At 52.5% G+C, this 21,328-nt stretch carries 21 protein-coding genes; 16 read left to right on the plus strand and 5 right to left on the minus strand.

Annotated elements, in window-relative coordinates; genetic code table 11:
- Positions 1 to 27: 27 nt before the first annotated feature.
- A complete protein-coding gene (locus tag J4E05_RS08885; RefSeq protein WP_349594416.1) occupies positions 28 to 2,241 on the minus strand; it encodes a primosomal protein N' in 2,214 nt (737 codons plus the stop codon).
- 135 nt (positions 2,242 to 2,376) lie between these two features.
- On the opposite strand from J4E05_RS08885, the gene fsa reads away from it, so the two are divergent.
- From fsa to J4E05_RS08950, 13 genes are all read left to right on the plus strand, one after another.
- Positions 2,377 to 3,033, plus strand: coding sequence for a fructose-6-phosphate aldolase (fsa, locus tag J4E05_RS08890; RefSeq protein ID WP_085588397.1), 657 nt, complete (start codon positions 2,377 to 2,379; stop codon positions 3,031 to 3,033).
- A gap of 133 nt (positions 3,034 to 3,166) precedes the next feature.
- Positions 3,167 to 3,856, plus strand: a complete 690-nt coding sequence (locus J4E05_RS08895) for a DUF484 family protein (RefSeq protein WP_085588395.1) — start codon at positions 3,167 to 3,169, stop codon at positions 3,854 to 3,856.
- A complete protein-coding gene (locus J4E05_RS08900) occupies positions 3,835 to 4,797 on the plus strand; it encodes a tyrosine recombinase XerC (RefSeq protein ID WP_349594420.1) in 963 nt (320 codons plus the stop codon). The genes J4E05_RS08895 and J4E05_RS08900 overlap by 22 nt, the downstream gene beginning before the upstream one ends.
- 149 nt (positions 4,798 to 4,946) lie before the next feature.
- On the plus strand, positions 4,947 to 5,240 hold the full coding sequence (locus J4E05_RS08905) for a YrhK family protein (RefSeq protein WP_085588391.1): 294 nt from the start codon (positions 4,947 to 4,949) through the stop codon (positions 5,238 to 5,240).
- A 109-nt stretch (positions 5,241 to 5,349) separates the two neighbouring features.
- Positions 5,350 to 5,955, plus strand: coding sequence for a glutathione S-transferase family protein (locus tag J4E05_RS08910; RefSeq protein ID WP_349594423.1), 606 nt, complete (start codon positions 5,350 to 5,352; stop codon positions 5,953 to 5,955).
- Positions 5,956 to 5,967: 12 nt separating this feature from the next.
- Positions 5,968 to 6,435 (plus strand): fosfomycin resistance glutathione transferase, encoded by a 468-nt coding sequence (locus J4E05_RS08915; protein ID WP_503012326.1) that lies wholly within the window; start codon positions 5,968 to 5,970, stop codon positions 6,433 to 6,435.
- A 3-nt stretch (positions 6,436 to 6,438) separates the two neighbouring features.
- A complete protein-coding gene (locus J4E05_RS08920) occupies positions 6,439 to 6,930 on the plus strand; it encodes a class I SAM-dependent methyltransferase (protein ID WP_085588385.1) in 492 nt (163 codons plus the stop codon).
- Between the two features lie 5 nt (positions 6,931 to 6,935).
- Positions 6,936 to 8,324, plus strand: coding sequence for a glutamine synthetase family protein (locus tag J4E05_RS08925; RefSeq protein ID WP_349594426.1), 1,389 nt, complete (start codon positions 6,936 to 6,938; stop codon positions 8,322 to 8,324).
- A 207-nt stretch (positions 8,325 to 8,531) separates the two neighbouring features.
- Entirely contained in the window at positions 8,532 to 9,323 is a 792-nt protein-coding gene (locus J4E05_RS08930; protein WP_349594429.1) for a DUF3800 domain-containing protein, read from the plus strand.
- Between the two features lie 123 nt (positions 9,324 to 9,446).
- The gene (nadA, locus tag J4E05_RS08935) at positions 9,447 to 10,481 is read left to right on the plus strand and encodes a quinolinate synthase NadA (protein WP_349594432.1); all 1,035 of its coding nucleotides are present in this window, start codon (positions 9,447 to 9,449) and stop codon (positions 10,479 to 10,481) included.
- Positions 10,482 to 10,591: 110 nt separating this feature from the next.
- Entirely contained in the window at positions 10,592 to 11,431 is an 840-nt protein-coding gene (gene nadC, locus J4E05_RS08940) for a carboxylating nicotinate-nucleotide diphosphorylase (protein ID WP_349594434.1), read from the plus strand.
- Between the two features lie 796 nt (positions 11,432 to 12,227).
- Entirely contained in the window at positions 12,228 to 12,962 is a 735-nt protein-coding gene (locus J4E05_RS08945) for a LuxR C-terminal-related transcriptional regulator (RefSeq protein WP_349594437.1), read from the plus strand.
- Positions 12,963 to 13,417: 455 nt separating this feature from the next.
- A complete protein-coding gene (locus J4E05_RS08950) occupies positions 13,418 to 14,113 on the plus strand; it encodes a response regulator transcription factor (RefSeq protein ID WP_085588375.1) in 696 nt (231 codons plus the stop codon).
- Between the two features lie 211 nt (positions 14,114 to 14,324).
- Here the strand turns inward: J4E05_RS08950 and J4E05_RS08955 are convergent, their stop codons facing one another.
- Together J4E05_RS08955 and J4E05_RS08960 are read right to left on the minus strand one after the other, a co-directional pair.
- Positions 14,325 to 14,708, minus strand: coding sequence for a hypothetical protein (locus tag J4E05_RS08955; protein ID WP_349594440.1), 384 nt, complete (start codon positions 14,706 to 14,708; stop codon positions 14,325 to 14,327).
- 345 nt (positions 14,709 to 15,053) lie between these two features.
- Entirely contained in the window at positions 15,054 to 15,692 is a 639-nt protein-coding gene (locus J4E05_RS08960; RefSeq protein ID WP_349594443.1) for a hypothetical protein, read from the minus strand.
- A 300-nt stretch (positions 15,693 to 15,992) separates the two neighbouring features.
- Between J4E05_RS08960 and J4E05_RS08965 the strand changes: the two genes are divergently transcribed.
- The 3 genes from J4E05_RS08965 (at position 15,993) to J4E05_RS08975 (ending at position 18,658) form a co-directional block, all read left to right on the plus strand.
- A complete protein-coding gene (locus J4E05_RS08965) occupies positions 15,993 to 16,853 on the plus strand; it encodes a CsgG/HfaB family protein (RefSeq protein ID WP_349594446.1) in 861 nt (286 codons plus the stop codon).
- A gap of 5 nt (positions 16,854 to 16,858) precedes the next feature.
- Positions 16,859 to 18,142: a hypothetical protein gene (locus J4E05_RS08970; protein ID WP_349594449.1), complete on the plus strand. Its 1,284-nt coding sequence runs from the start codon at positions 16,859 to 16,861 to the stop codon at positions 18,140 to 18,142.
- A gap of 72 nt (positions 18,143 to 18,214) precedes the next feature.
- On the plus strand, positions 18,215 to 18,658 hold the full coding sequence (locus J4E05_RS08975) for a hypothetical protein (RefSeq protein ID WP_349594452.1): 444 nt from the start codon (positions 18,215 to 18,217) through the stop codon (positions 18,656 to 18,658).
- Positions 18,659 to 18,872: 214 nt separating this feature from the next.
- Here the strand turns inward: J4E05_RS08975 and J4E05_RS08980 are convergent, their stop codons facing one another.
- Together J4E05_RS08980 and J4E05_RS08985 are read right to left on the minus strand one after the other, a co-directional pair.
- The gene (locus J4E05_RS08980) at positions 18,873 to 19,619 is read right to left on the minus strand and encodes a copper chaperone (RefSeq protein WP_349594455.1); all 747 of its coding nucleotides are present in this window, start codon (positions 19,617 to 19,619) and stop codon (positions 18,873 to 18,875) included.
- Between the two features lies 1 nt (position 19,620).
- Positions 19,621 to 21,168, minus strand: a complete 1,548-nt coding sequence (locus tag J4E05_RS08985; RefSeq protein WP_349594458.1) for a DUF7868 domain-containing protein — start codon at positions 21,166 to 21,168, stop codon at positions 19,621 to 19,623.
- Between the last annotated feature and the right edge of the window lie 160 nt (positions 21,169 to 21,328).

Here is a 21,328-nt window from a genome sequence, read left to right on the forward strand (position 1 = left end):
CCAGACCTGCCGGGTCGGAACCGGCCACTACATAAAGCTATAAGGGTCAATATCAATCTGTACGCGGACACTGCCGGGCGTTTTGACCCTTGCCAGCCATTCCTGTATCACGGCCTGCACCTTTACCGATTTATCGGTCCGCAACAAAAACCGCCGCCGAAACCGCCCACGCAATAACGAAAGCGGGGCCGGGGCAGGCCCTAATACGACAATACCATCCCCGCGCGGGGCCACACGGCCAATGCGCCAGGCGGCTTCATCAACCTCGTTTTCCTTTTTGCCTGATACAATCAAGGCGGCCAGGCGCCCGTGCGGCGGCATGCCGTATTTCAGTCGTTCCGACAGTTCGACCTGATCAAACGCATCGCGGTCCCCCGCCGCAATCGCCTTGATCACGCGGTTGGTGGGGTCGGCTGTTTGCAACAAAACCGTCCCGGGGCGTTCGCCACGCCCGGCGCGCCCTGCCACCTGTGTTAGCAACTGGTAACTGCGTTCAGCCGCACGCAAATCACCCCCGGCAAGGCCCAGATCCGCATCAATCACCCCCACCAGCGTCAGCATGGGAAAATGATACCCCTTGGCCAGAATTTGCGTTCCGATCAGCAAATCCACCTCGTGGTTATGCACCCGGTCCACCAATGCGGCGGCGGCCTTTGGTCCGGCAATATTATCAGATGTGGCGACTTCTATTTTCAAGTCAGGAAACGTCTGGATGGCTTCTTCATACAGCCGTTCCACGCCAGGGCCACAAGGAGCAAGTTTTTCCTCGGCCCCGCAGGCCGGGCAGGTATCGGGGATTTTGGCGTTATAACCACAATGATGACATTGCAATTTACCCCATGCCCGATGTTCCACCAGCCACGCAGTGCAATTGGGGCATTGAAACCGGTGCCCGCAGGCCCGGCACAATGTAAGCGGAGCATACCCACGACGGTTCAGAAACAACATTGCCTGTTCACCGGCAGCAAATGTTTCGAGCAGCCGCTTATGCAGGGTCGGCGTAATCCAGCGTTGGCGTTCGGGTTTATCCACCCGGATATCAACAATTTCCACGCTGGGCAAAACGGCCACCCCGTGACGTTGCCCCAACACCACCCGTTCGTAGCGGCCCGCCTCGACATTGGCCAACGTTTCGAGCGAAGGTGTCGCCGATGCCAGAATAACCGGGAACCCGCCCAAATGCCCACGTGCCACCGCCATATCGCGGGCATGGTAAATTACGCCATCTTCCTGCTTAAAGGCATGTTCGTGTTCTTCATCAACCACGATCAGCCCAAGGTTTTTATAGGGTAAAAACAGGGCGGAACGCGCGCCGACAACCAGTTGCGCGCTACCATCAGCCACGGCGCGCCAGGTTTCGCGCCGGCGCGCCTGCCCGACTTCCGAATGCCACAAGGCCGGTTCCACACCAAACCGGACGCGAAAACGCTGTAACCATTGCGCTGACAGGGCAATTTCAGGCAGCAGCACCATTACCTGCTGCCCCGATGCCAGGGCTGCCCGCACGGCTTCAAAATAAACTTCCGTCTTGCCCGAACCGGTAACACCATCAATCAGAATGGTTGAAAACCGGTTTGCTGCGACCTTTTCGCATAAAAAGTCAGCGGCCTTTTCCTGATCATCGGACAGATCGGGTCGACCGATTGTTAAATCCGGCGGACTAAAGGGCGACGGTGGAGCCACTTGCTCGCGCTTTACCAGCCCGGCATCGACCAGACCTTTTAAAACACTGGCCCCGGTTCCGGTTTCACGCAGGATATCGGCCTGATCGATAAAGGGATGATCGCGCAAAAAGCCTAAAATGCGTTTTCGCGCCGGCGTAATACGCACATTATGGTCCGACTCGGTAATACCCCGCGCCAAACCAAAGCGAAAAACAGGCTTTGGTGCGTCAAGAGCATCGCTTACACTCATGCCCATGCGCAAAACAGCCCCTTGCGGGCTTAGGGTATAGGCCGAAACCCAGTCGATAAATTTGCGCGCAACAGCGCCCATTGGCGGCACCGGCAGCACGCCATAAATTTCTCGCAGCTTGGCCGGGTCAACATCGCCTTTGGCCTCGCCCCACACAACACCACGCTGGGTTTGACGTCCCAACGGAATTTCGACAAAATCACCTGGCTCAATGTCCAGGCCTTCGGGAACAACATAGTCATACGGCCCCGCCAATGGCAGAGGGGGCAGCACCGACACAGTGCGTCGTTCAAACAGATTTCCCGTTATGGCCTTTGCGGCGCACATATATTATAAACCCCGTCACGATAGGCTGGCGTGATCCGAACCGTTCGCGGTACGGTTACCCGGCGCGAAACGGTCCCACAGCCAATAGCAGTAATCTGCGTAATCGAACAACGGTCTTCATCAGCAGGAATTACAATGAAGTTCTTCATCGACACCGCCGACATCGACGCCATCCGTGAACTTGCCAAATCTGGCCTGGTAGACGGCGTCACCACCAATCCGTCGCTGGTTGCCAAGGCTGGCCGCCCGTTTATCGACCTGATCAAGGAAATCTGCGACGTCGTAGACGGCCCGGTTAGCGCCGAAGTTGCCGCCACCGATTATGACACCATGGTCGCGGAAGGCCGCAAGCTGGCTGCGATTGCCGATAATGTCGTCGTCAAATTGCCGCTGACCCCGGACGGGCTTAAAGCCTGCCGTACCTTTACCGACGAAGGCATCAAAACCAACGTCACACTTTGCTTCTCGGTTGGTCAGGCCATTCTGGCTGCCAAAGCCGGTGCAACCTTTGTTTCGCCGTTTGTTGGCCGCCTTGACGATATCTCCAGCGATGGCATGCAGCTGATTGCTGATATTGTTGAAGTTTACAACAACTACCCGAACTGGGAAACTGAAGTCCTGGTCGCTTCCGCCCGTGGCCCGCAGCATGTTGTCGATTCGGCCCGTCTGGGTGCCGATGTCGTCACCATTCCGCCGCAGGTTCTGGGTCAGTTGTTCAAACACCCGCTGACCGAAAAAGGCCTGGAAACCTTCCTGGCCGATTGGCAGAAAACCGGTCAGTCGATTCTTTAAGGCTTTTTAGCCCTGCAAAGAACTGACCTGTAAAAAGGAGAGCGTTTTTACGCTGCCCTTAATCAGCATTTAACCCGGTTGCCTTCATTCTGGCAGCCGGGTTTTTTATATGACAACAAGATTGCCGGGACCAATGGAACAAACTGCTTTGCATGCCGAAGACATCGCAAAATATCTTGCGGACAACCCAGATTTTTTCAAACATCGCCACGAACTTCTCGACAGCCTGGAAATGCCGGTGCGCCATCATGGTTCGGGTGTTGCCGACATGCAGCAATATGTTGTCGAACGCCTGCGCGCCGAAAGCGACCGGTTGCGCGGCGCCACCAGCGAACTGATCAATATTTCCAAATCCAACCTTGAAACCCAGCAGCGCATTCACCGTGCCGTTCTGGCCCTGCTGAATGCCCGTGGTTTTGACACCTTTGTCGAAGCCCTGCAGGATCTGGTCCCCGACCTGCTGGATCTGGACTGCATCGCCATTTGTTTTGAAGAACATCCCGAAAACCCGATTCCGCGTTGTGGCGGCCGGGTTCGCCGCCTTACCCACGGTGCGGTTGATCAGGTTCTGGGCGAGGACCACGATGTCTGGCTTGTACCAGAACATGCGGGCGACGAAGCCATTTTTGGCCCCAAGGCCGATATCGTCAATTCAGCCGCCCTTGTACGTCTGGCCCCGTTTTATGGCGACCCGGTCGGGCTGGTGGCCTTTGGTGTTGCTGAACCCGGTTATTTCAGCCCCGCCCAGGGCAATGATCTCATCATGTTCCTGTCGTCGGTAATTGAATTTGGTGTACGGCGATGGCTGACAAACCCGGCATAACCCCGTCCAGCGCATTAACCGCCCTGTCGCTGCCGGTTGATACCCGCAAAGCGGTTGATAACTGGCTGCAATGGCTACGCAGTGAACGGCGTGCATCTGCCCACACGACCGAAAACTATCTGGTCGATCTTTATGCCTTTCTGGCATTTGTCGACCTGCATCGCGGTGGCGCACCCGATATGGCAACGCTTCTGGCACTAACCCCGCGCGACTTTCGCAGTTGGCTGGCCCATCGTAACAATGCCAACATGGCAAAATCATCCACCGCGCGCGCCTTGTCGACATTGCGCAATTTTTACCGTTTTCTTGACCGCACGGGGCGCGAGCAAAATGCCGCCATCACCACCATTCGCAATCCGCGCCTGCCGCAATCAATACCCAAACCCCTGTCACCCGACGATGCCCTGGCCGTTATCGACAATGCCGGGGCCTTTCAGAATGAACCCTGGCTTGCCAAACGCAACCTTGCCCTGTTCACCCTGCTATATGGTTGCGGCCTGCGTATCGCCGAGGCGCTGACCCTTAATGCCGATCAACGCCCGCAAGGCACCTCGCTTGTTATTACCGGCAAGGGCAACAAACAACGGCTGGTGCCGGTTTTGCCCGTGGTGATTGAGGCGATTGACGATTACATCGCGGCCTGCCCCTATGCGCCATCGGGAAAAGACCCACTATTTTTAGGGGCACGGGGCAAGCGCCTGATCGCCCAGGTGGCCCAGCGCGAAATGCGCCGGATCCGCGCGTTACTTAACCTGCCCGAAACGGCAACACCGCACGCCATGCGCCACAGCTTTGCCACCCATCTTTTGGCCGGAGGTGGCGATTTACGTACCATTCAGCAACTGCTTGGCCATGTTTCACTGTCCACCACCCAGCGCTATACCTCGGTCGACAGCGAACGTTTAATGGCCGTTTACAAAGGGACGCATCCGCGCGCGTAAACTTTGCTGTGACCATAAAATGACCACCCCGCGCCGGGCAACTTCATGCCTTCACCTTGCAAATGCCATAAAATCAACAGTTTGACGAAACATTCCGGGGGCTAAAGCGTTGCATTGCCATGCGCATTCCCTGAACAGGAGTCTCCACCGTGAAACTGTTTCGTACCCGCCGGTTCGACCAGACCCAACGCCACCGCGAAGTTTACAGCATGTATGAACTGATTTATTCCGGCGTTGATCTGTTGGCTGCCATTGCCTTTATCGTTGGCAGTATCTTTTTCTTTTACCAGTCCCTGATGGAAGCTGGCACCTGGCTGTTTTTAATTGGCAGTATCTTTTTTGCCCTGCGCCCCAGTGTTCGTATGCTGCGTGAACTGCACCTTGCCGCCCTGTCACGCAATGAACCGGATGAAGCCGACGCCAGCCCCGGCTATCAGGGATAACGCGGTATTTCTCCGCCATTGATTAATCCCGGAAAATTTGCTTTTCATCAGGCAGCATTTTGCCATTACACTGCGCCAATAAATTGTTTTGGCACAGAAAGGCCATCTGATGATTCTTCGAAGCTCCGTCCCCTCGCCGTTTGGTCGCAAGGTCAAAATGGTGGCAAAATATCTTGGCGTATATAACGACCTGAGCGTTGAAACTGCCGACACCAACAACCCCGCCGACACCTTGCGCCAGCAAAACCCGCTGGGCAAAATTCCGATCCTGATTTTGGATGATGGCCGTAAATATTACGATTCGCGCGTGATTTGCGAATTTCTGGATTCCAAAGCCGATGGCCGCACCCTGCACCCAACCGAAAGCGACGCCCGCTGGGAAGCGCTAACCCTTCAGGCACTGGGCGATGGCATTGTCGATGCGTCAATCTTGCAGGTGTACGAAAAACGCATGCGCCCGGAAGAAAAATTGCATCAGGACTGGGTGGATTATCAGGCTGAAAAGGTCCGTCGCGCCCTTGACGAACTTGCCGCAACCCCGCCCGTCCTGGACGGAGACCTGACAATTGGCCATTTTGCCGTTGCCTGCGCACTCGGCTATCTTGACTTGCGCTTTGATGGTGCATGGCGGGTCAAATACCCCGCCCTTGTCACCTGGCTGGATACTTTCCGCGATCTGGTTCCGGCCTTTGATGCGACCAGCCCCAACACCTGACTGGCCTGCACCTTGATCAACGGTTTAAACCACATCACCCTTGCGACACATGATGTCGCGCGCAGCTTCATCTTTTATACCGACATGCTGGGGGCAAGGCCCCTGGCACGTTGGGATAAAGGTGCCTATCTGCTGCTGGCTGATGTCTGGCTTTGCCTAAGCCTTGATCGTGATGCACCGCCGCCAGCGGCCAATTACACCCACATCGCCTTTGGCGTCAGGGACGATAATTTCGCCGCGATGGTGAAAAATCTGCAAAACGCGGGTGTTATTGAATGGAAAACAAACACCAGTGAAGGCGCGTCGTTTTATTTTCTCGATCCCGACGGCCACCGCCTGGAACTTCATGATGGCGACTGGCAAAGCCGCCTGGCCCATTATCGCCAAAACCCGCCACCTGGCATGGTGTTTTACCCGGTTGTCAACGCCAGTGCCGATATAAAACCTTCCCGCCCGCAAACGCCCCGATCGGAGAATTAAACGATGTCCCGTCTCAACAGTGTTATCCGCCGTCTGCAAGCCCAGCGCGATTGCCTGAATGCATCCGCTGTCATGATTGATGGCCTTGAAGGCATCGTTCTGGAAATTGGCCTTGGCAATGGCCGCACATTCGACCATCTGCGCGAAATTATGCCCGATCGCGAAATTTACGTGTTTGACCGCCAGATCAACGCCCATCCCAAATGCATCCCGGCCGATGACCATTTGTTTTTGGGTGATATTTTTGAAACCCTGCCCAAAGCAGTTGAAAAGTTCAAAGGCCGGGTTGCCCTGGTTCATTCCGATGTTGGCACCGGAGATGAAGACCTGAATGCAAAAATCGCATCCTTTATCGGCAATACCCTGCCCCCGGCCCTGATCAAAGGTGCCATTGTGGCATCGGACCAAAAAATCGATGTGCCGGGCACCATTGCCGAACCTCTGCCCGAAGGCGTACCGCAAGATCGATATTTCTTCCGCCGTTTTCAGGGGTAAAAACCATGAACAGAAACACGGAAATTGCCCCAACCGGCGCCACACTTGCCGAAGCCCTGGCATTTCTGGAAAAATATCCCGACGTTCAGGCAATTGATGTGTTTCTGACCGACTGCCACGGCATTGGTCGTGGCAAAACCATTCGCCGCCACGAGCTTGAAGGGCTTTTTACCAGTGGCCGTGCCCTGCCCATGTCCCTGTTCGGGCAGGATGTAGCGGGTATTGATGTTGATGCCTCCGGCCTTGTTTTAACCGGCGGGGGTGGCGACAAACGCTGCTGGCCCATTCCCGGCACACTGGGCTATTTGCCCCATGCCCATCGCGGGCAAGTGTTGATCACGATGTTTGACGACGATAACACCCCCGTCAAAGGCGAACCACGCCCGGCACTGGTCCATCAGATCAATCGCGCAAAAAAGGCCGGTTTTACGCCAATGGGGGCGTTTGAACTGGAATTTTACCTGATCGACCCGCAACGCCTGCCCGATGGTCGCTTTCAACCCGCACCCTATGTGCTGACCAAACGCAGAAGCGGGCAGCGCAACACCATGTCGGTTGATGAACTTGACGAAATGTCACCTCTGTTTGATGCGATTTACGAAGGCGCAGCGCATTTGGGGCTGACACTGGAAACCCTGATTTCCGAATATGGACCGGGCCAATATGAACTGACCATTCGCTATCGTGACCTGCTTCATGCTGCGGATGACGTGATCATTGCCAAACGCCTGATTCGCACCTGCGCCCGTCGCTTCGGGATTGAAGCCTGCTTTATGCCCAAACCATTTGGCAATGAAGCCGGATCCGGGATGCATTTGCATCTCTCCCTTGCTGATCAGAACGGAAATAACCTGTTTGCCGACCAGCAGGACGGCACGCTAAGCCCCCTGATGCGAAACGCCATTGGCGGATTGCGCCAAACGGTGGGCGACACCATGCTGGTACTGGCCCCGTTTATGAACAGCTGGCGACGCTTTTCCTCCAGCGTTTATTCGCCCGCCTCCGATGACTGGGGCGTTGAAAACCGCAATGTCGCCATTCGTGTCCCCGGCCATCCCGGCAAAACCCGCCATTTTGAACATCGCGTTGCCGGGGTCGATGCCAACCCCTATATGGTTGCCGCCGTCACCCTTGCCGCCGCCCTTGACGGCATTGAAGCCAAGACCGACCCGGGGGCGCCCTGTATCGACGAAATGGATGCCACCAAAGCCCCCCACGATCTACCGCGTAGCTGGCTTGAAGCCATCGACCGGTTCGACCGATCCACCTTTGCCCGCCATGCGCTGGGCGATTGCCTGCATACCGCCTTTGGCGCCATCAAACGCGCCGAATACGAACAAATGGCGTTGGAAGTGACCCAGGCTGAATGGGATCAGTATGGGTTTACGGTTTGAAATTAACCAAACCAATACCCCTTTTAAAATTCACTCATGCACCAAGCTATCTTGATCACAGCCGGAACCAATGGCAAAATTATTGACAATCGGGTCAATTCTACTTACAAAAGACGTCGAGACGCATTTATGGAAACATATATGCTCTCTTTCCGAGACCCATGCCATGTGCATGGGTTTTCGTGTATCTGGGGGACGGGGCAGATTATGACGCTTTTCAATGTCTATCTTGACGAGTTTGGTCACATCGGCCCTTATCTTTCTCGGAAGCATCCAAAGTACAAAGAAAGCCCTGTTTTCGGGTTAGCCGGGTTTATTATTCCGACCCACGAAATACGCGGCTTCAGTACCTGGTTCTACCAACAAAAATGCCGATTACTTGATTTTGAAATTAAACGCTCTCATGCACATCCTGCGACTTGGGAAAAGAAAGGATCAGCTCTTTACACGGTACATAATGTCGAAAAATACCGGGAACTGAGAAATTTCACCAACCGGCTATTCAATAAAATTGACCGGTTGGGAGGCCACTTGTTTTATGTCGGACTTCGAAAAACCTCTCCGATAGAAGAACATAATCCTAAAAGCCTTTACCTTGCTGTGCTTCGCGAAGCCATCAAACGTCTCAACAGCTTTTGCGAAGAAGATTGTCAGGACAGTGCGTTGTTCACCCTCATCATGGATGAGCATGAACAGCGGCTTCAGTTTGTAACAGAAGCCGCTCGTGCAATGTTCAATAGTAATAAACCACGCAGATGCCTTGTTGAAACGCCTTTTCAAGTAGAAAGCCACCTGTACCAAACAGTACAGGCCGCAGACTGGATTGCGGGCCTCGTAGGACGTATGGGATGTCACTGGCAAGCCCATGAAGAATATCCGGATTTTGAAATATTTAGCACTTACTTCGAAACAAGACTGAACGCAGCCTCGGTCAGAAGCGGCATCAGATCGGATCCCAAAAATATGCCGGGCTTCATCTCTGACGCCTCTTTGGACTAAACGCCCCATTCCCTTGCCATCCTCGATCAATAGCGATATTGAGGTTTCATACAGTCATTAACTTGCAACATCGGGTCCCGCTTCTTACTTCCCGGTTGCAACAAGGCGAGATGAGACAACGCCATGAACCAAATTACCACCATTGCCGAGGCGCGTGCCGGTGCAATGTCTGAAACCCAGATCGATCCGACGCTTGATCTTGAGGCGGAAATTCAGCGCCTGAAGAAAGAAAAAAACGCCATCATTCTGGCGCACTATTATCAGGATGGTGAAATTCAGGATCTGGCCGACTTTGTCGGTGATTCGCTGGATTTGTCGCGCAAGGCCGCGGCAACCGATGCTGATGTGATTGTGTTTTGCGGTGTGCGTTTTATGGCCGAAGTTGCCAAAATCCTCAGCCCGGAAAAAACTGTGCTGCTGCCCGACTCAAAGGCTGGCTGCTCGCTCGAAGATTCCTGCCAGCCCGAAGCCTTTCGCAAATTTCGCGAACAGCACCCGGACCATGTATCGATCACGTATATCAATTGCTCGGCCGAGGTAAAGGCCGCGTCTGATATTATTGTGACATCGTCAAATGCCGCCGAAATCATCGACCAGATTCCGCTGGATCAGCCCATTTTATGGGCGCCGGACCGCCATCTTGGCAGTTACCTTGCCAAGAAAACCGGCCGGGATATGGTTTTGTGGCAGGGATCATGCATTGTGCATGAGCAGTTTTCCGAACGCGAACTGATCCGTTTGAAAACCCAGCATCCCGATGCCAAAATTGCCGCCCACCCGGAATGCCACGACGGCATTTTGCGCCATGCCGACCAGATCGGATCAACCCGCGCCATTCTGGAATATGTGATTGACGGCCCCGATCAGAAATTTCTGATCGCGACCGAACCCCACATCATCCACCAGATGGAAAAGGCCGCGCCGCACAAAACCTTTATTCCGGTGCCTGGTGCCGATGGCAGCTGTGCGTGCAACAATTGCCCGTTCATGGAACTTAATACGCTGGAAAAACTCTATCTGTGCATGGTCAATAACGGCCCGCAGATCGTGATGCCCGAAGATTTGCGCCTTAATGCCGTCAAACCGCTTGAACGGATGCTGGAAATGTCGAAAGGCATTCCGCTGAAAAAAGAGGCCTCGGCCGAAAACGCCGCCTGATCACAAATATTCAGGCCCTGCACACTTGTTGCGGGGCCTGTTTTTTCTGCGCATTTCATGCGCTTGCACGTTCCTGCCCGACATCCCCATCCAACAAACCGGCGCATCCCATGACTGAATTGACCCAAAGCGAAATTACCGATTTTATTGACCGTGCCTTTGCCGAAGATATCGGCACAGGCGACATCACGTCGGACAATGTCATCCCTGAAGATGCCCGCCTGCGCGTCGCGGTGGAAACCCGTGAAAGCATTGTGGTTGCCGGGCTGGATATTGCACTGGAATGTTTTCGCAAACTGGTACCCGATGCCAAAATCGAAAAGAAATGCAATGACGGCGATACATTGAACCCGAAATCGGTTCTTGCTGTAATTGAAGGCCCGGCGCGGGGCATTTTAACTGCCGAACGCACCGCCCTTAACACCTTGCAGCATCTGTCGGGCATTGCCACTACCACCTGCGCTTATGTACAGGCCATGGGCAAAACATCGGCCACACTGCTTGATACCCGCAAAACCCTGCCGGGCTGGCGCAAGATGGAAAAATACGCCACCCGCATGGGCGGCGCGCAAAACCACCGTATGGGCCTGTATGATGGCGTCATGATCAAGGACAACCATATCGGCGTTGTCGGATCGATTACCAAATGTGTGGAAATGGCCAAAGCGGCCAACCTGCCCAAGATCGAAGTTGAATGCGATACCCTTGATCAGGTGCGCGAAGCGGTTGAAGCTGGCGCCGATATTGTCCTGCTTGATAATATGGGGCCCGATATGCTGCGCAAAGCCGTCGCGATTGTCGAGGGCCGCTGCAAAACCGAGGCATCGGGCGGTGTGCGCCTGGATACCATTGGCGATATTGCGGCAACCGGCGTGGATTATGTATCAGTTGGCCGCATCACCCAAAGTGCGCCTGCCGTCGATATCGGGCTGGATGTTGCCATCCTGTAAAGCCATCCCCGGCAACAACCGCCCGAAACGGGTGTAGTTTTCCTACAGATTCTTCATTCATGGTGTGGGCTAATTTTGTGCCACGAGCACTTTACTAGTCGTTCGTATAATCCCACTCCTCTCGGGGTGGAAAATGAGTTGGGCACCCCATCCTGACTACAACTTAATTGCTGAAAATGTTGTTTCTTTTGCGCAGCTAGTCAGAGAATCGGCGCGCGAAATTACATCAATCATAACGATCACGAGAAAAACTTGTCTCTTTGGTATAGGGACAGAAACTTCCTTAAGGGTAGCTACACCCTACTGTTAGCCTGCAATGAAATGTAGCTAATTGTTTCAAATAGTTTGCCCCTGCACCGGGCAACAAATTATTTTCCTTTAATAGGCATTCATTACTGAATTCGGCCTAATAGACTGATAAAAAACAAAAAAAATCAAAAAAAATTAGCATCACATTAAGGTCTGGCTTTTTTTTTCGGTACCAATCTTTGCTTGTTAAATTAGGTAAATATAATTTATTTTTTATTCAGGTATAAAATTAACCCATCCGTATAGCTTAACCACAGATGAAAAATAAGACTCATCCCCTCTACCCCTGATGATGCAAAATGCGTCCCTCATACCTCGCTATAGTTATGGAACGGTGAAAAACAGGAGATTAACCTTTTACTGCTGAAAGGATAATTGCTGCGGGCAACTCACCCATAAAAAAGCAAAAAAATCAGCAAAACCGTCCAGAATGGACCCTTTGGGATTCATTGAACTGACAAAGCCAACCAGCTTATTTGGGGGACCTATGACTTCACTTGAAGAAGGCACAACACAACATGTTGTCGTTGTGCATCCGGGAAATTTAATGCGCCACGCCCTGACATCAATCCTGGGAGAGTTCAGGGATATATCAATTTCCAGCGTAACATCACTGGAAGAACTTCAAACCAATCTGACGATGGCATCCGCAGCCGATGTTATTCTTTTCAATATCGAAAACATCCAGCAGGACGTCATCTATCTCACAACATTGCGGGCCCAAAATCCACGACTAAAAATGCTCGCCCTGGCACATCATTACGAGCTGGAAGACCTGTTTGCCCTGTTTCAAATCAATATTGACGGGGCGTTGCTGGATGATGTTTCACAGAACACACTGAAACTTGCCTTTAAGATGCTAAAGGAAGGTCAAAAGTTGTTCCCGTCAAACATAGGGCAAATCCTGATGGCCCGAATGCTAAGCCCTTGCGCCCCTCTGCCAATAGGTGCGTTGGACGAGGAAATTGAACTGTCGCAGCGTGAACAGGAAATTTTACACTGTCTTGAAAATGGCGAGGCAAACAAGCGAATCGCTCTTCGTCTCGACATTGCCGAAGCCACAGTCAAGGTGCATGTAAAAAGCATCTTGCGAAAAATCGGTGTCGATAATCGTACGCAGGCTGCAATCTGGTCGCTGCGCCAACGCACGTATCCCTGGGGGCAAACCTGTCTCCCCGCAATCCCGGACACGCTCCATTATTGTACTCACACAAGTACATGACCGTATAAAGGGAACTGTATGGATATTGTGGCCCAATTAATGACAAAGCGGCCAATTGCAAAACCCGATTCTTATACGACAGAAACGATTGAGCCATTGGGCTTGCACATATCGGCAAGCCCTTTTTCGTGGGCCGCTTGGGCAGTTAACGCCTTATTATTACCTTGGAATCACTCTAATAAATAAGCAGACCTCCTTGAACCACTAAAACATGCCACAGTAGTCACCCGTAATAGTTACCCGTAATAGATAGAAAATACACTTACACTACCCCCACTGGAGCATAGATTTGAGAGCATTTGATAGCTATCCTGATTGTGAAGGCAGGGGGAAAACAACCCGGAAGACTCTCATTTTACTCGAAAGGCTAAAATGCTTAAGCATTCTGGACGTGTTTTATTTTGTAAAACAATTTCCCCGAATACTTAAAAACATCAAATACAGGGATAACGACAATGCGGACGTCAAGGAACTCTGCAGAAATACTCGTCGCAGTAGTACATTCAAGCCTATTATTGCGTACCGGCCTAACCAGTCTGTTGGCACATACCAAAAATGCCGAAATTATCGATGCTCCTAACCTGGATGACTTGATTTCTGTAACACCTGCAGATCGAAAAATAGACGTCGTACTGGTCAGCATCGATAATTTTCAAAGCCAGATGACCTCTTTGGCAACCTTCCGGGAACACAATCCCGGTGTCAGAATTATCACTCTTGCCCACGAATATGATGCCGAAAGCCTGTTTGCCCTGTTTAGTCTGGGCGTAAATGGTGCATTACTGGACGACGTTTCACAAACAGCCATCGAACTGGCATTTCAGCTCATTACCGAAGGCGAAAAAATATACCCGTCAAATCTTGCGTCCATCATGATGGAACGCTTTCATTTCATGTCATCACTTGAACTTGAAAATATCGATATGCTCGATATCGAACTCTCCCCGCGCGAACATGAAATTCTTGAATGTCTGGCAAGCGGAGATTCCAACAAACGAATTGCCATTCGGTTAAATATTTCAGAGGCAACCGTCAAAGTGCATGTCAAAAGCATTCTGCGCAAAATCAAGGTTGATAATCGTACGCAAGCAGCAATTTGGGCACTTCGCAGCCAACCCCGCACGACCGGTTATACCGCATCGCTCAGCTAGAGATCGATCACGCGAAAACAGTACCGGTGTAAAACAGTTCCTCTCTGGAACGTAAATGGAAAGAAAGCCCGACATCTTGCACAAACCACAATTTCTGCGTTCACTCACGCACCACAAAGATAAATTCGGCTTTTTCCTGCAACCCTTAAATAAAACGATCTAACGCCCCGCCAGCCTCTGTCGGGGCGTTTTTTTTGTGGCAGTATCAGGGTCATAAACCCGCCGCCATCCAGATCCAGCCATCTATCGGCGATGCGGTAACCGGCGGGATAACGGTGCGGCCATCGTGCGACAGCATATTGATCCAGCCGTTAATTGTATAGGTGGCAGCCATACTTTGAAGCGGTGCATAGCGCCGGTCGTTATCTGCCGCCATAAAATAGGTGTTGAAAACACCGACTGAAATCCCCGCCGTAGAAATGGAGGTCCCCCGAAACCCTGGCAATATTTCGCCATCGGCCGTCCGAACAATCGCAGTACCGCCTTTGCTTTTTTCAATCGATAACAAAGCCCCCGAAGAATCACGCAACATGTTTTCCGGGCGGCTATTATAAAGCTGATCGTTTATAATAGCCTGGCGTGCAGCCTGGCTCATACCCGGCGCCCCTGTTGGCGTGCTGAAAGAATAGGGTTTATTATTGAATTGGGCCTGTCCGGGTGATGAAAAACTGACAGCACAAACCACGCCTGCCAACACCGGAACTCCAAATCGAAGTATCTTTTTCAAGTCCGCAAACCAGATCATGATGTCCTCATCCTTTTATGACGAATAGGTTCCATAAACCGCATATGGTCTGTTTTTGTGGCGAAGTCAGGCGTAAAAAACCCCATAATACCAATGCCCTGCAAATACTCCGGACGTTATGGGAAGGGTCCGTTTTAGTCCTGCCAATAATGTGACATTCCTTCTCCGAACGGTACACGCCACTACTTGCACAGATTACCGATCAACATGTTGTTCGATAAAATAGGCAACAACAGCTGCCTGAGTGCGGGTGACAACCCCAAGGCAACTGAATATTTCAAACAACCAGCTTTTGATTTCAGGCTCGCTTCGATTGGCATACCGCGCAATTTCAGCGTTACTTTTTCCTTTCTGAATTTCACGCAACAAATGCCAGTCCAGAACGGTCAATCTTTTTGACATTGCCTCGGCGCTATCGCCCAGCAACAGGGAAACGCCATCAATTTCCCCTGGCAGAAGCCAATAACCCTCGTCTGATAAAAGGCATATTTCTTCCAGAAGATCGGCTGTTGAAGAAAACATCAATGCGTTACTGCCGCAGTCAAAGCGCTGCCCCACAATATAATGCCCGTCGGCAACATACGTAATCAGCGGCATTTTACGGGCGACGCGGTACAAATAACGAATTTGCAGATGACTTAACAATTCAGTTTGTCGCTGGCCGATTAAAGCCGCACAAAACCGACCCTCATCCCGTGCCGCCAGATGAAAATCCGGATCGGCGACCGCAGTCCAGCCGGCATCCTTATTCATCAGGGCATCAAGTTCTGATGGTCGAAAGCCAATTGCCAGTACCTGACGGTTGTTTTTGGGGGCATCAATGAAAGCGGTCATATCAACTTCTTTTCTGGCAACGAATAACAGGCTTGATTCAAAACGCTTTTCCCGGCCAAGGCAATATGCCCTATAGCATATTCGTATATAAAAAGTAGTATCCACAAATAATTAATCGAATAATCAATAATAAAAACATAACCATAATTTGACTAAAACATGTAACCACCTTTATCACCATAATAATCATTTATGTAATATAGAATAAATAATCAATTCCTGCATAATAAACCCAAGCAAACAGCACAACAAAATTTGCCGATTGCGCTTTGGGGAAAGAAAACAGCAGGGATTGGAAAAATGTTACGCAAGTTAGCAGCAGCTGCACTGACGGTCACAAGTCTGGCGGCGTGTGCTCCAGGTCCAGGGTCCTATTCACAAAATCGCATCGACCCGATGATATCCTTTCCGGTCACCGATAATGAGACACCCTATAGCGCCTGCCTGCGCCTCCTTAAGGATGTTCCAGCCAACCGGCTGCCGATCTTTGCTGTTGGCGAAGTCGCCGACAAAACCGGCCAGCTGAATTACGACGAAAACGGCCACGCCATATCACAAGGCGTCAGCGAAATGGTCATGAGTGCCCTTTACAAATCGGGCCGGGCAAATCTGGTCGAACGGTTTGATCTGCGCATTCCTCTTGCTGAAGTACGCCTGTCCGAGCAGGGCCGCCTGACCCGATCAATCGATCAATACGGGAAAATTCCCGCGTCCGATTTTATCCTGGTCGGGGCCGTAACCGAGCTCAATTACAACATCCTTAGCGAAGGCGCACAGCTTTATGTCCGGGGCATTGGCGGCGGCGGAAGAACCGTCGTGATCAATGTTGCCATGGATTTACGTGTCATCGATTCAAAGAATTTCGCCGTTCGATATGTCAGCTCGCTGCAAAAGCAAATCATGGGCTACGAAGTCAGCGCCGGCGTCTTTCGTTTTTTCGGAATCAATCTTGTCGAATTTGACGCCGGGCGCATCCGGAACGAGCCGCTACAGCTTGGCGTCAGAGCGGTTGCAGAAATGGGGGTCTATCAAATCATGACAGATTTCTTGGGGCTGCCGCAAACACCGGAATGCGAGCTTAGCAAAACAAGCGACATGAGCGCGCATCTAGAGCGGTTTTCGTCACTTTCCAAAACGGAAAAAAGTAATCAACAGGAGTAACCAAAATGCTTAAGACCAAACTGTTGCTGGGCACCATCATAACTGCTGGTGTACTGGTAATCGGGGGCCCTGCCTTTGCGTTCGATAATGTTGAATGGTCATGGGATGGCGACGTCGACACCAATGTCGATATCGATCTCAATATCGACGATCCCGCAGAATTTTCGATGGTCGAAATCCTGCAGGAAAAGCTTGGCAGCACGTCGGCCACCTCCAATGTGCATGGCATTCACAACAACCAGCCAATCATGAGCGAAACCTCAGGTACTTTCACCTTTGAAGGTGAAGCCTGGTCAAACAACTCGCCGTCCAGCCTGGACCCGGATGTCGCCGATTTCAGCGAAACCACATCGGGTAATGTTGATGGTATTGATGCCGGTCAGGGGACAAACCCGTCCTCCTTTGGTATTGCCAATGGTCCGGCTGGTAACAACCCGGATTCCGAAGGCGGCATTGCCTCTGCCGGTGGTGCATTTGAAGGGGCTGACATCACGGTTACCGGTGCCGTATACGACCCGTTCGGTGCCGATGGCGTGGGTAATGGCGAAAGCGACGGTGTGATTTTCACCGTGAATGTTGATAACATTCAGCCCAGCGACAGCTATGACGCTGCAACCGAACTGCCTGCACTTAATGCCACCGCAACTGCTCTTGCCAACAACGCATCGGTTTCCGGTGAAGGTGTTGTCAACGTTCATGCTGGCCAGTTTGCCTTTGACACCGTAACCGGTGGCGATCAGTCCTCTGGTGGCGATGCTGCTTCAACCAATTACAGCATGGGCAACCAGACAGGCCCGAACACCAATCTTTCCGGTGCCATCGGCCTGACCCTGCTTGCCTTAAATGGCGACATCGCACCGTCGTCGGTCACGGCAACGACCAATGCCTATGACATCAACAACTTTTCCGTTGATGCCAGCGCAATGGCTCTGGCCAATAACATGAATATTTCGGTTCAGCCTGTATCGGCAGCCGAAACACCGGTCGATGAAACCCCGGGCGGCGATGCGCAATCAATGTCCGCGGCCTTCTATCATGGTGGTAACGGCGGCGGCAATGGCGGCGGTGATAACACCGATATTGAAGGCATCCAGCCTGACGTAGCCTTGATCTCGGATGTCACGCAGTTCGCCTATGCGAATGTTTCTGCCTCCAGCAATGTCTACGACGTCAATCTGAACCACTATACCGGCCTTGGTTCACTTGATCAGCCCGTTATCAATGGTGCGGCAACGGCCATTGGCAACAACCTTTCGATCAAGGTTGGCGCGCCTGCAATCAACGACTGACCCGGCAAAGAAGAAAGAGGGATGCTTCATTCCCTCTTTCTTTCCAACCCTGCCTGATGAAAGGAAAATCTGATGTCTATGGTTTCCCGGCCTGTCCTGGCCAGTCGCATTGCACCCCATGCGAAAAGCGGGGCAAAAATCCTGACAATTGCCGCCATCCTGTCAGCATCGGGGCCCCTTTCCGCGATGGCACAAATGTTTGAAAAGCCCTGGTCGGCCCCCGACCAGAACCGCGCTTCACTTGCCGTTGTTATGAAACAGGCAGAATCCGGATTGCTTAGCGGCTCTGGCAGCGCAACCGCATCATCTGGCACAAGCAGCCTGACCCAGCTTGTCTGTGGCGGCGGTGGCGGCACAGCCAGCTCAACAGCCAACTCGGCCTGCGTTATCCTGAACAATTCAAATGGCTCGGTAAATGCGGGGCAAGATTCAACTGGTGATCAAACAGCTGATTCAAACACGCAAACCAACACAACAAATTTGAGCGATGCGCTCGAAAACCTGTCCGGCAACTAATAATCAATCAACCAATTCGCCGGTCGCCGCCCTTCCCCAACCTGTCCCAGGGTGGCAGCCCTGCTCGTTCTGACCCCAATCAGGAACGTTTTCCCGGCCCACACAACTCCCCATCACCCCACGGGCCGGGATTTTTTTTTCAAACCAAGCCAGCCACAAAACCGGCCTGCGTCACCATCCACAGAGCTGCCAGCTATCAGGGTTTTGCACAAATTCAACGCCCGACCGGAAAACGCCACCGCACAGGTTTGGCCGGCTGCAGCCGTTCAATCACCATGACCACTGCAATAATCACCATCAGACCCAGATGCATTGGCATATCGATTGCCGTTATTGGCACCAGCATCAACGCCCAACAGGTGCCAACACACCAAAGACCATTGACCAGGCCATAACGGGCACAATCAGCATCGGCGGACCAGCCAAACGCCCCAAGGCGCGGCGTCCAGTGACACCGGTTCAGGCAAAACTGTTTAACCGGCGACGCCTGCCAGACCAGGGCAATTGCAACAGCAAGGCCGCCAACCGGCACAGAAAACCACGTTGCCGCAATGCGCAAAAGCGCTACGAATAGAACCAATACCGGCGCCATCCCCATCCAGACCACAAGATAGGCCGCAATAAAAACGCCAATCGCCCGCCAGCGCCGGCGGGCCAGGCTGCGCACCCATAAATGATATAACGGCCCGGCCAGAATTGGCGTCATCATGGCAGTTAACATTAACAACCATGACAGGGCGATATGGGCCGGCGAGACAAATGCCAGCATTGCCTGCAATGATCGCCAGCCCTGATCATACCAGGCCCCGGTTGCCGCCACACAAAGCGACGACAGGGCCAGTTCTTGGCTAAACAGCAGCATCGCCCCCCAGCCAAGCATTGTAATCACAATCAATGTTGGCCATGGGGGCTCTGCCATAAGGGAATAAACGGCACGAAGCCGCCCGACCCGGGAAGCCAAATTACTGTTCCTGGCGATAGACGCTGATCCGTTCCACCGTAATGCCGGCATCCTCGCTAACAGCTTTACGCGGAATAAGGTCGATGCTTAAATTATCGACAGCAAGGGTGCCTTCGGCTTCCAGGTTTTCAACGATACGGGTAATATCAAATACTTCGCTAATCCCCATCCCCCCATGGGGCTGATCGGGAAGGGATGCCTTACGCACACCGAAAAAGCCGATCGTCCCGGCCAGAAGGTCCAGCCGGTCTTCCGGTTTGGCCCCGTCAGGCAGGTTCACATAAACATCCACCACCGCAGCATCCCGCGCCGCACGGATGTTTTCAATATTCAGCAACACATGGTCGCTGGTGGTTGGCGTTGCGTCCCCTGCTGTTGGCGAAGACGCGGCAAATGTCCGCATTGATTTGAAACTTTGCGTAACCTTGCGGCTTAATGCACTATCAAGTTTGACACTGGTTTTCGCACCAACCCCGACCAGCGAAAGTTTCGCGGCGTTGGCCCCAACCAGTTCGGCCGGTTTTTCATCTTCCATTGCCATGCCCTTTGCCTGTGTCCCGGCCTGTCGTGCCACCGGTGCCGCTGCCATCCGTGCAACATTGGCTGATGCCTGCTGCTGATCATAAATATAGTTCAGTGGGGCAGCCGTGGTATCCTGCATTTCATCCGGGGTATAAAAATAATCGGCCCCGTCGACTGTCGGCATCACAAATTTCCGATCCATCGGCCCGTTAAGCCATGCAGCATCCGTTGGGTTCAAATGGCCCGGCGTGCTATTCCAAACCATCCACAGCCGGTCAATATTGGCATGATGCAGCCAAAAAATCGGGTCCAGCCCGGCAGTGTCAGGGTCTGACATCAACCCTGGCCCCATGTTGTTTTCGCCACCAACATCGACATGCACAATGTTATGGGGGTGGTTTTCAAGCCGCCCGCTGACCATTCCGCTGTGGGAAAACCCGGTTTTAAGGCCACCAAAGCCGCTTAGCGCCCCGGCCCCGGTGCCGGTAAAGCGGGGTTGTAACAGCGCTTCAAGTGTTACATCCGCCGCAGGCAACACAAGGGGCAAGGTACCCTGCCCGTAACGCTGGGCAACATAAAGCGGGTTTTCACTGTTATCCGGCAGCGTTTTGCACGCAAAAGCCGGGGGTAACATGCGGGCCTGCGGGTTTTGGGTGTCGCTGTAATTCCAGTAAGGCATTGCCCAATCTGCCGGGCCGCCCTGCTTGACAATCTCGGCCCGCACCAGCCCCTCGATCGACCAGACATACCCGCGATGCCATGGAATAAAATACCAGGTTTGGTGTTGGCACTGATTCCAGAACAGATCCTGGTCGGCCTGGGACGGCATTGTTTCACCCGGCGTATAATAACCATATTGCTGCCAAAGATTTTTATCGATGCCGTGTACCGCCGCCATAAAACGCCAGCCTGTTTTGTCCGACAGCGGCTTTTGTTTTAGTGCGCCAACCCCCTTGGCATACCAAAACAGAATCGGATCAGAAAAACCGCCGCCATTCGCCCAGACACTTTTGCGCACATAAACCATAGCCGCCACCCCTACCCATGATTGAAAAACAAGAAGGGATTTAACTTACATCAGGATTATAAAAACAGCACAGCTTAAAAGTTCAAATTTTTAAGTATTATCGTTTTAAACGTGCATATCGTCAAATTATGCCGTGATGGCGGTCGTTTGCGATCAGGCC

Source organism: Thalassospira sp. NFXS8, assembly GCF_040148805.1.
GTDB lineage: Bacteria > Pseudomonadota > Alphaproteobacteria > Rhodospirillales > Thalassospiraceae > Thalassospira.

Bases quoted from the DNA above. Each gene is read 5' to 3' on its own strand.
- J4E05_RS08910 (WP_349594423.1), top strand. From the start codon at position 5,350: ATGATTCTTCGAAGCTCCGTCCCCTCGCCGTTTGGTCGCAAGGTCAAA.
- J4E05_RS08970 (WP_349594449.1), top strand. From the start codon at position 16,859: ATGCTTAAGACCAAACTGTTGCTGGGCACCATCATAACTGCTGGTGTA.
- J4E05_RS08930 (WP_349594429.1), top strand. From the start codon at position 8,532: ATGACGCTTTTCAATGTCTATCTTGACGAGTTTGGTCACATCGGCCCT.
- fsa (WP_085588397.1), top strand. From the start codon at position 2,377: ATGAAGTTCTTCATCGACACCGCCGACATCGACGCCATCCGTGAACTT.
- nadC (WP_349594434.1), top strand. From the start codon at position 10,592: ATGACTGAATTGACCCAAAGCGAAATTACCGATTTTATTGACCGTGCC.
- J4E05_RS08885 (WP_349594416.1), bottom strand. From the start codon at position 2,241: ATGTGCGCCGCAAAGGCCATAACGGGAAATCTGTTTGAACGACGCACT.
- J4E05_RS08895 (WP_085588395.1), top strand. From the start codon at position 3,167: ATGGAACAAACTGCTTTGCATGCCGAAGACATCGCAAAATATCTTGCG.
- J4E05_RS08975 (WP_349594452.1), top strand. From the start codon at position 18,215: ATGTCTATGGTTTCCCGGCCTGTCCTGGCCAGTCGCATTGCACCCCAT.
- J4E05_RS08950 (WP_085588375.1), top strand. From the start codon at position 13,418: ATGCGGACGTCAAGGAACTCTGCAGAAATACTCGTCGCAGTAGTACAT.
- J4E05_RS08955 (WP_349594440.1), bottom strand. From the start codon at position 14,708: ATGAGCCAGGCTGCACGCCAGGCTATTATAAACGATCAGCTTTATAAT.
- nadA (WP_349594432.1), top strand. From the start codon at position 9,447: ATGAACCAAATTACCACCATTGCCGAGGCGCGTGCCGGTGCAATGTCT.
- J4E05_RS08945 (WP_349594437.1), top strand. From the start codon at position 12,228: ATGACTTCACTTGAAGAAGGCACAACACAACATGTTGTCGTTGTGCAT.
- J4E05_RS08985 (WP_349594458.1), bottom strand. From the start codon at position 21,168: ATGGTTTATGTGCGCAAAAGTGTCTGGGCGAATGGCGGCGGTTTTTCT.
- J4E05_RS08900 (WP_349594420.1), top strand. From the start codon at position 3,835: ATGGCTGACAAACCCGGCATAACCCCGTCCAGCGCATTAACCGCCCTG.
- J4E05_RS08965 (WP_349594446.1), top strand. From the start codon at position 15,993: ATGTTACGCAAGTTAGCAGCAGCTGCACTGACGGTCACAAGTCTGGCG.
- J4E05_RS08960 (WP_349594443.1), bottom strand. From the start codon at position 15,692: ATGACCGCTTTCATTGATGCCCCCAAAAACAACCGTCAGGTACTGGCA.
- J4E05_RS08925 (WP_349594426.1), top strand. From the start codon at position 6,936: ATGAACAGAAACACGGAAATTGCCCCAACCGGCGCCACACTTGCCGAA.
- J4E05_RS08920 (WP_085588385.1), top strand. From the start codon at position 6,439: ATGTCCCGTCTCAACAGTGTTATCCGCCGTCTGCAAGCCCAGCGCGAT.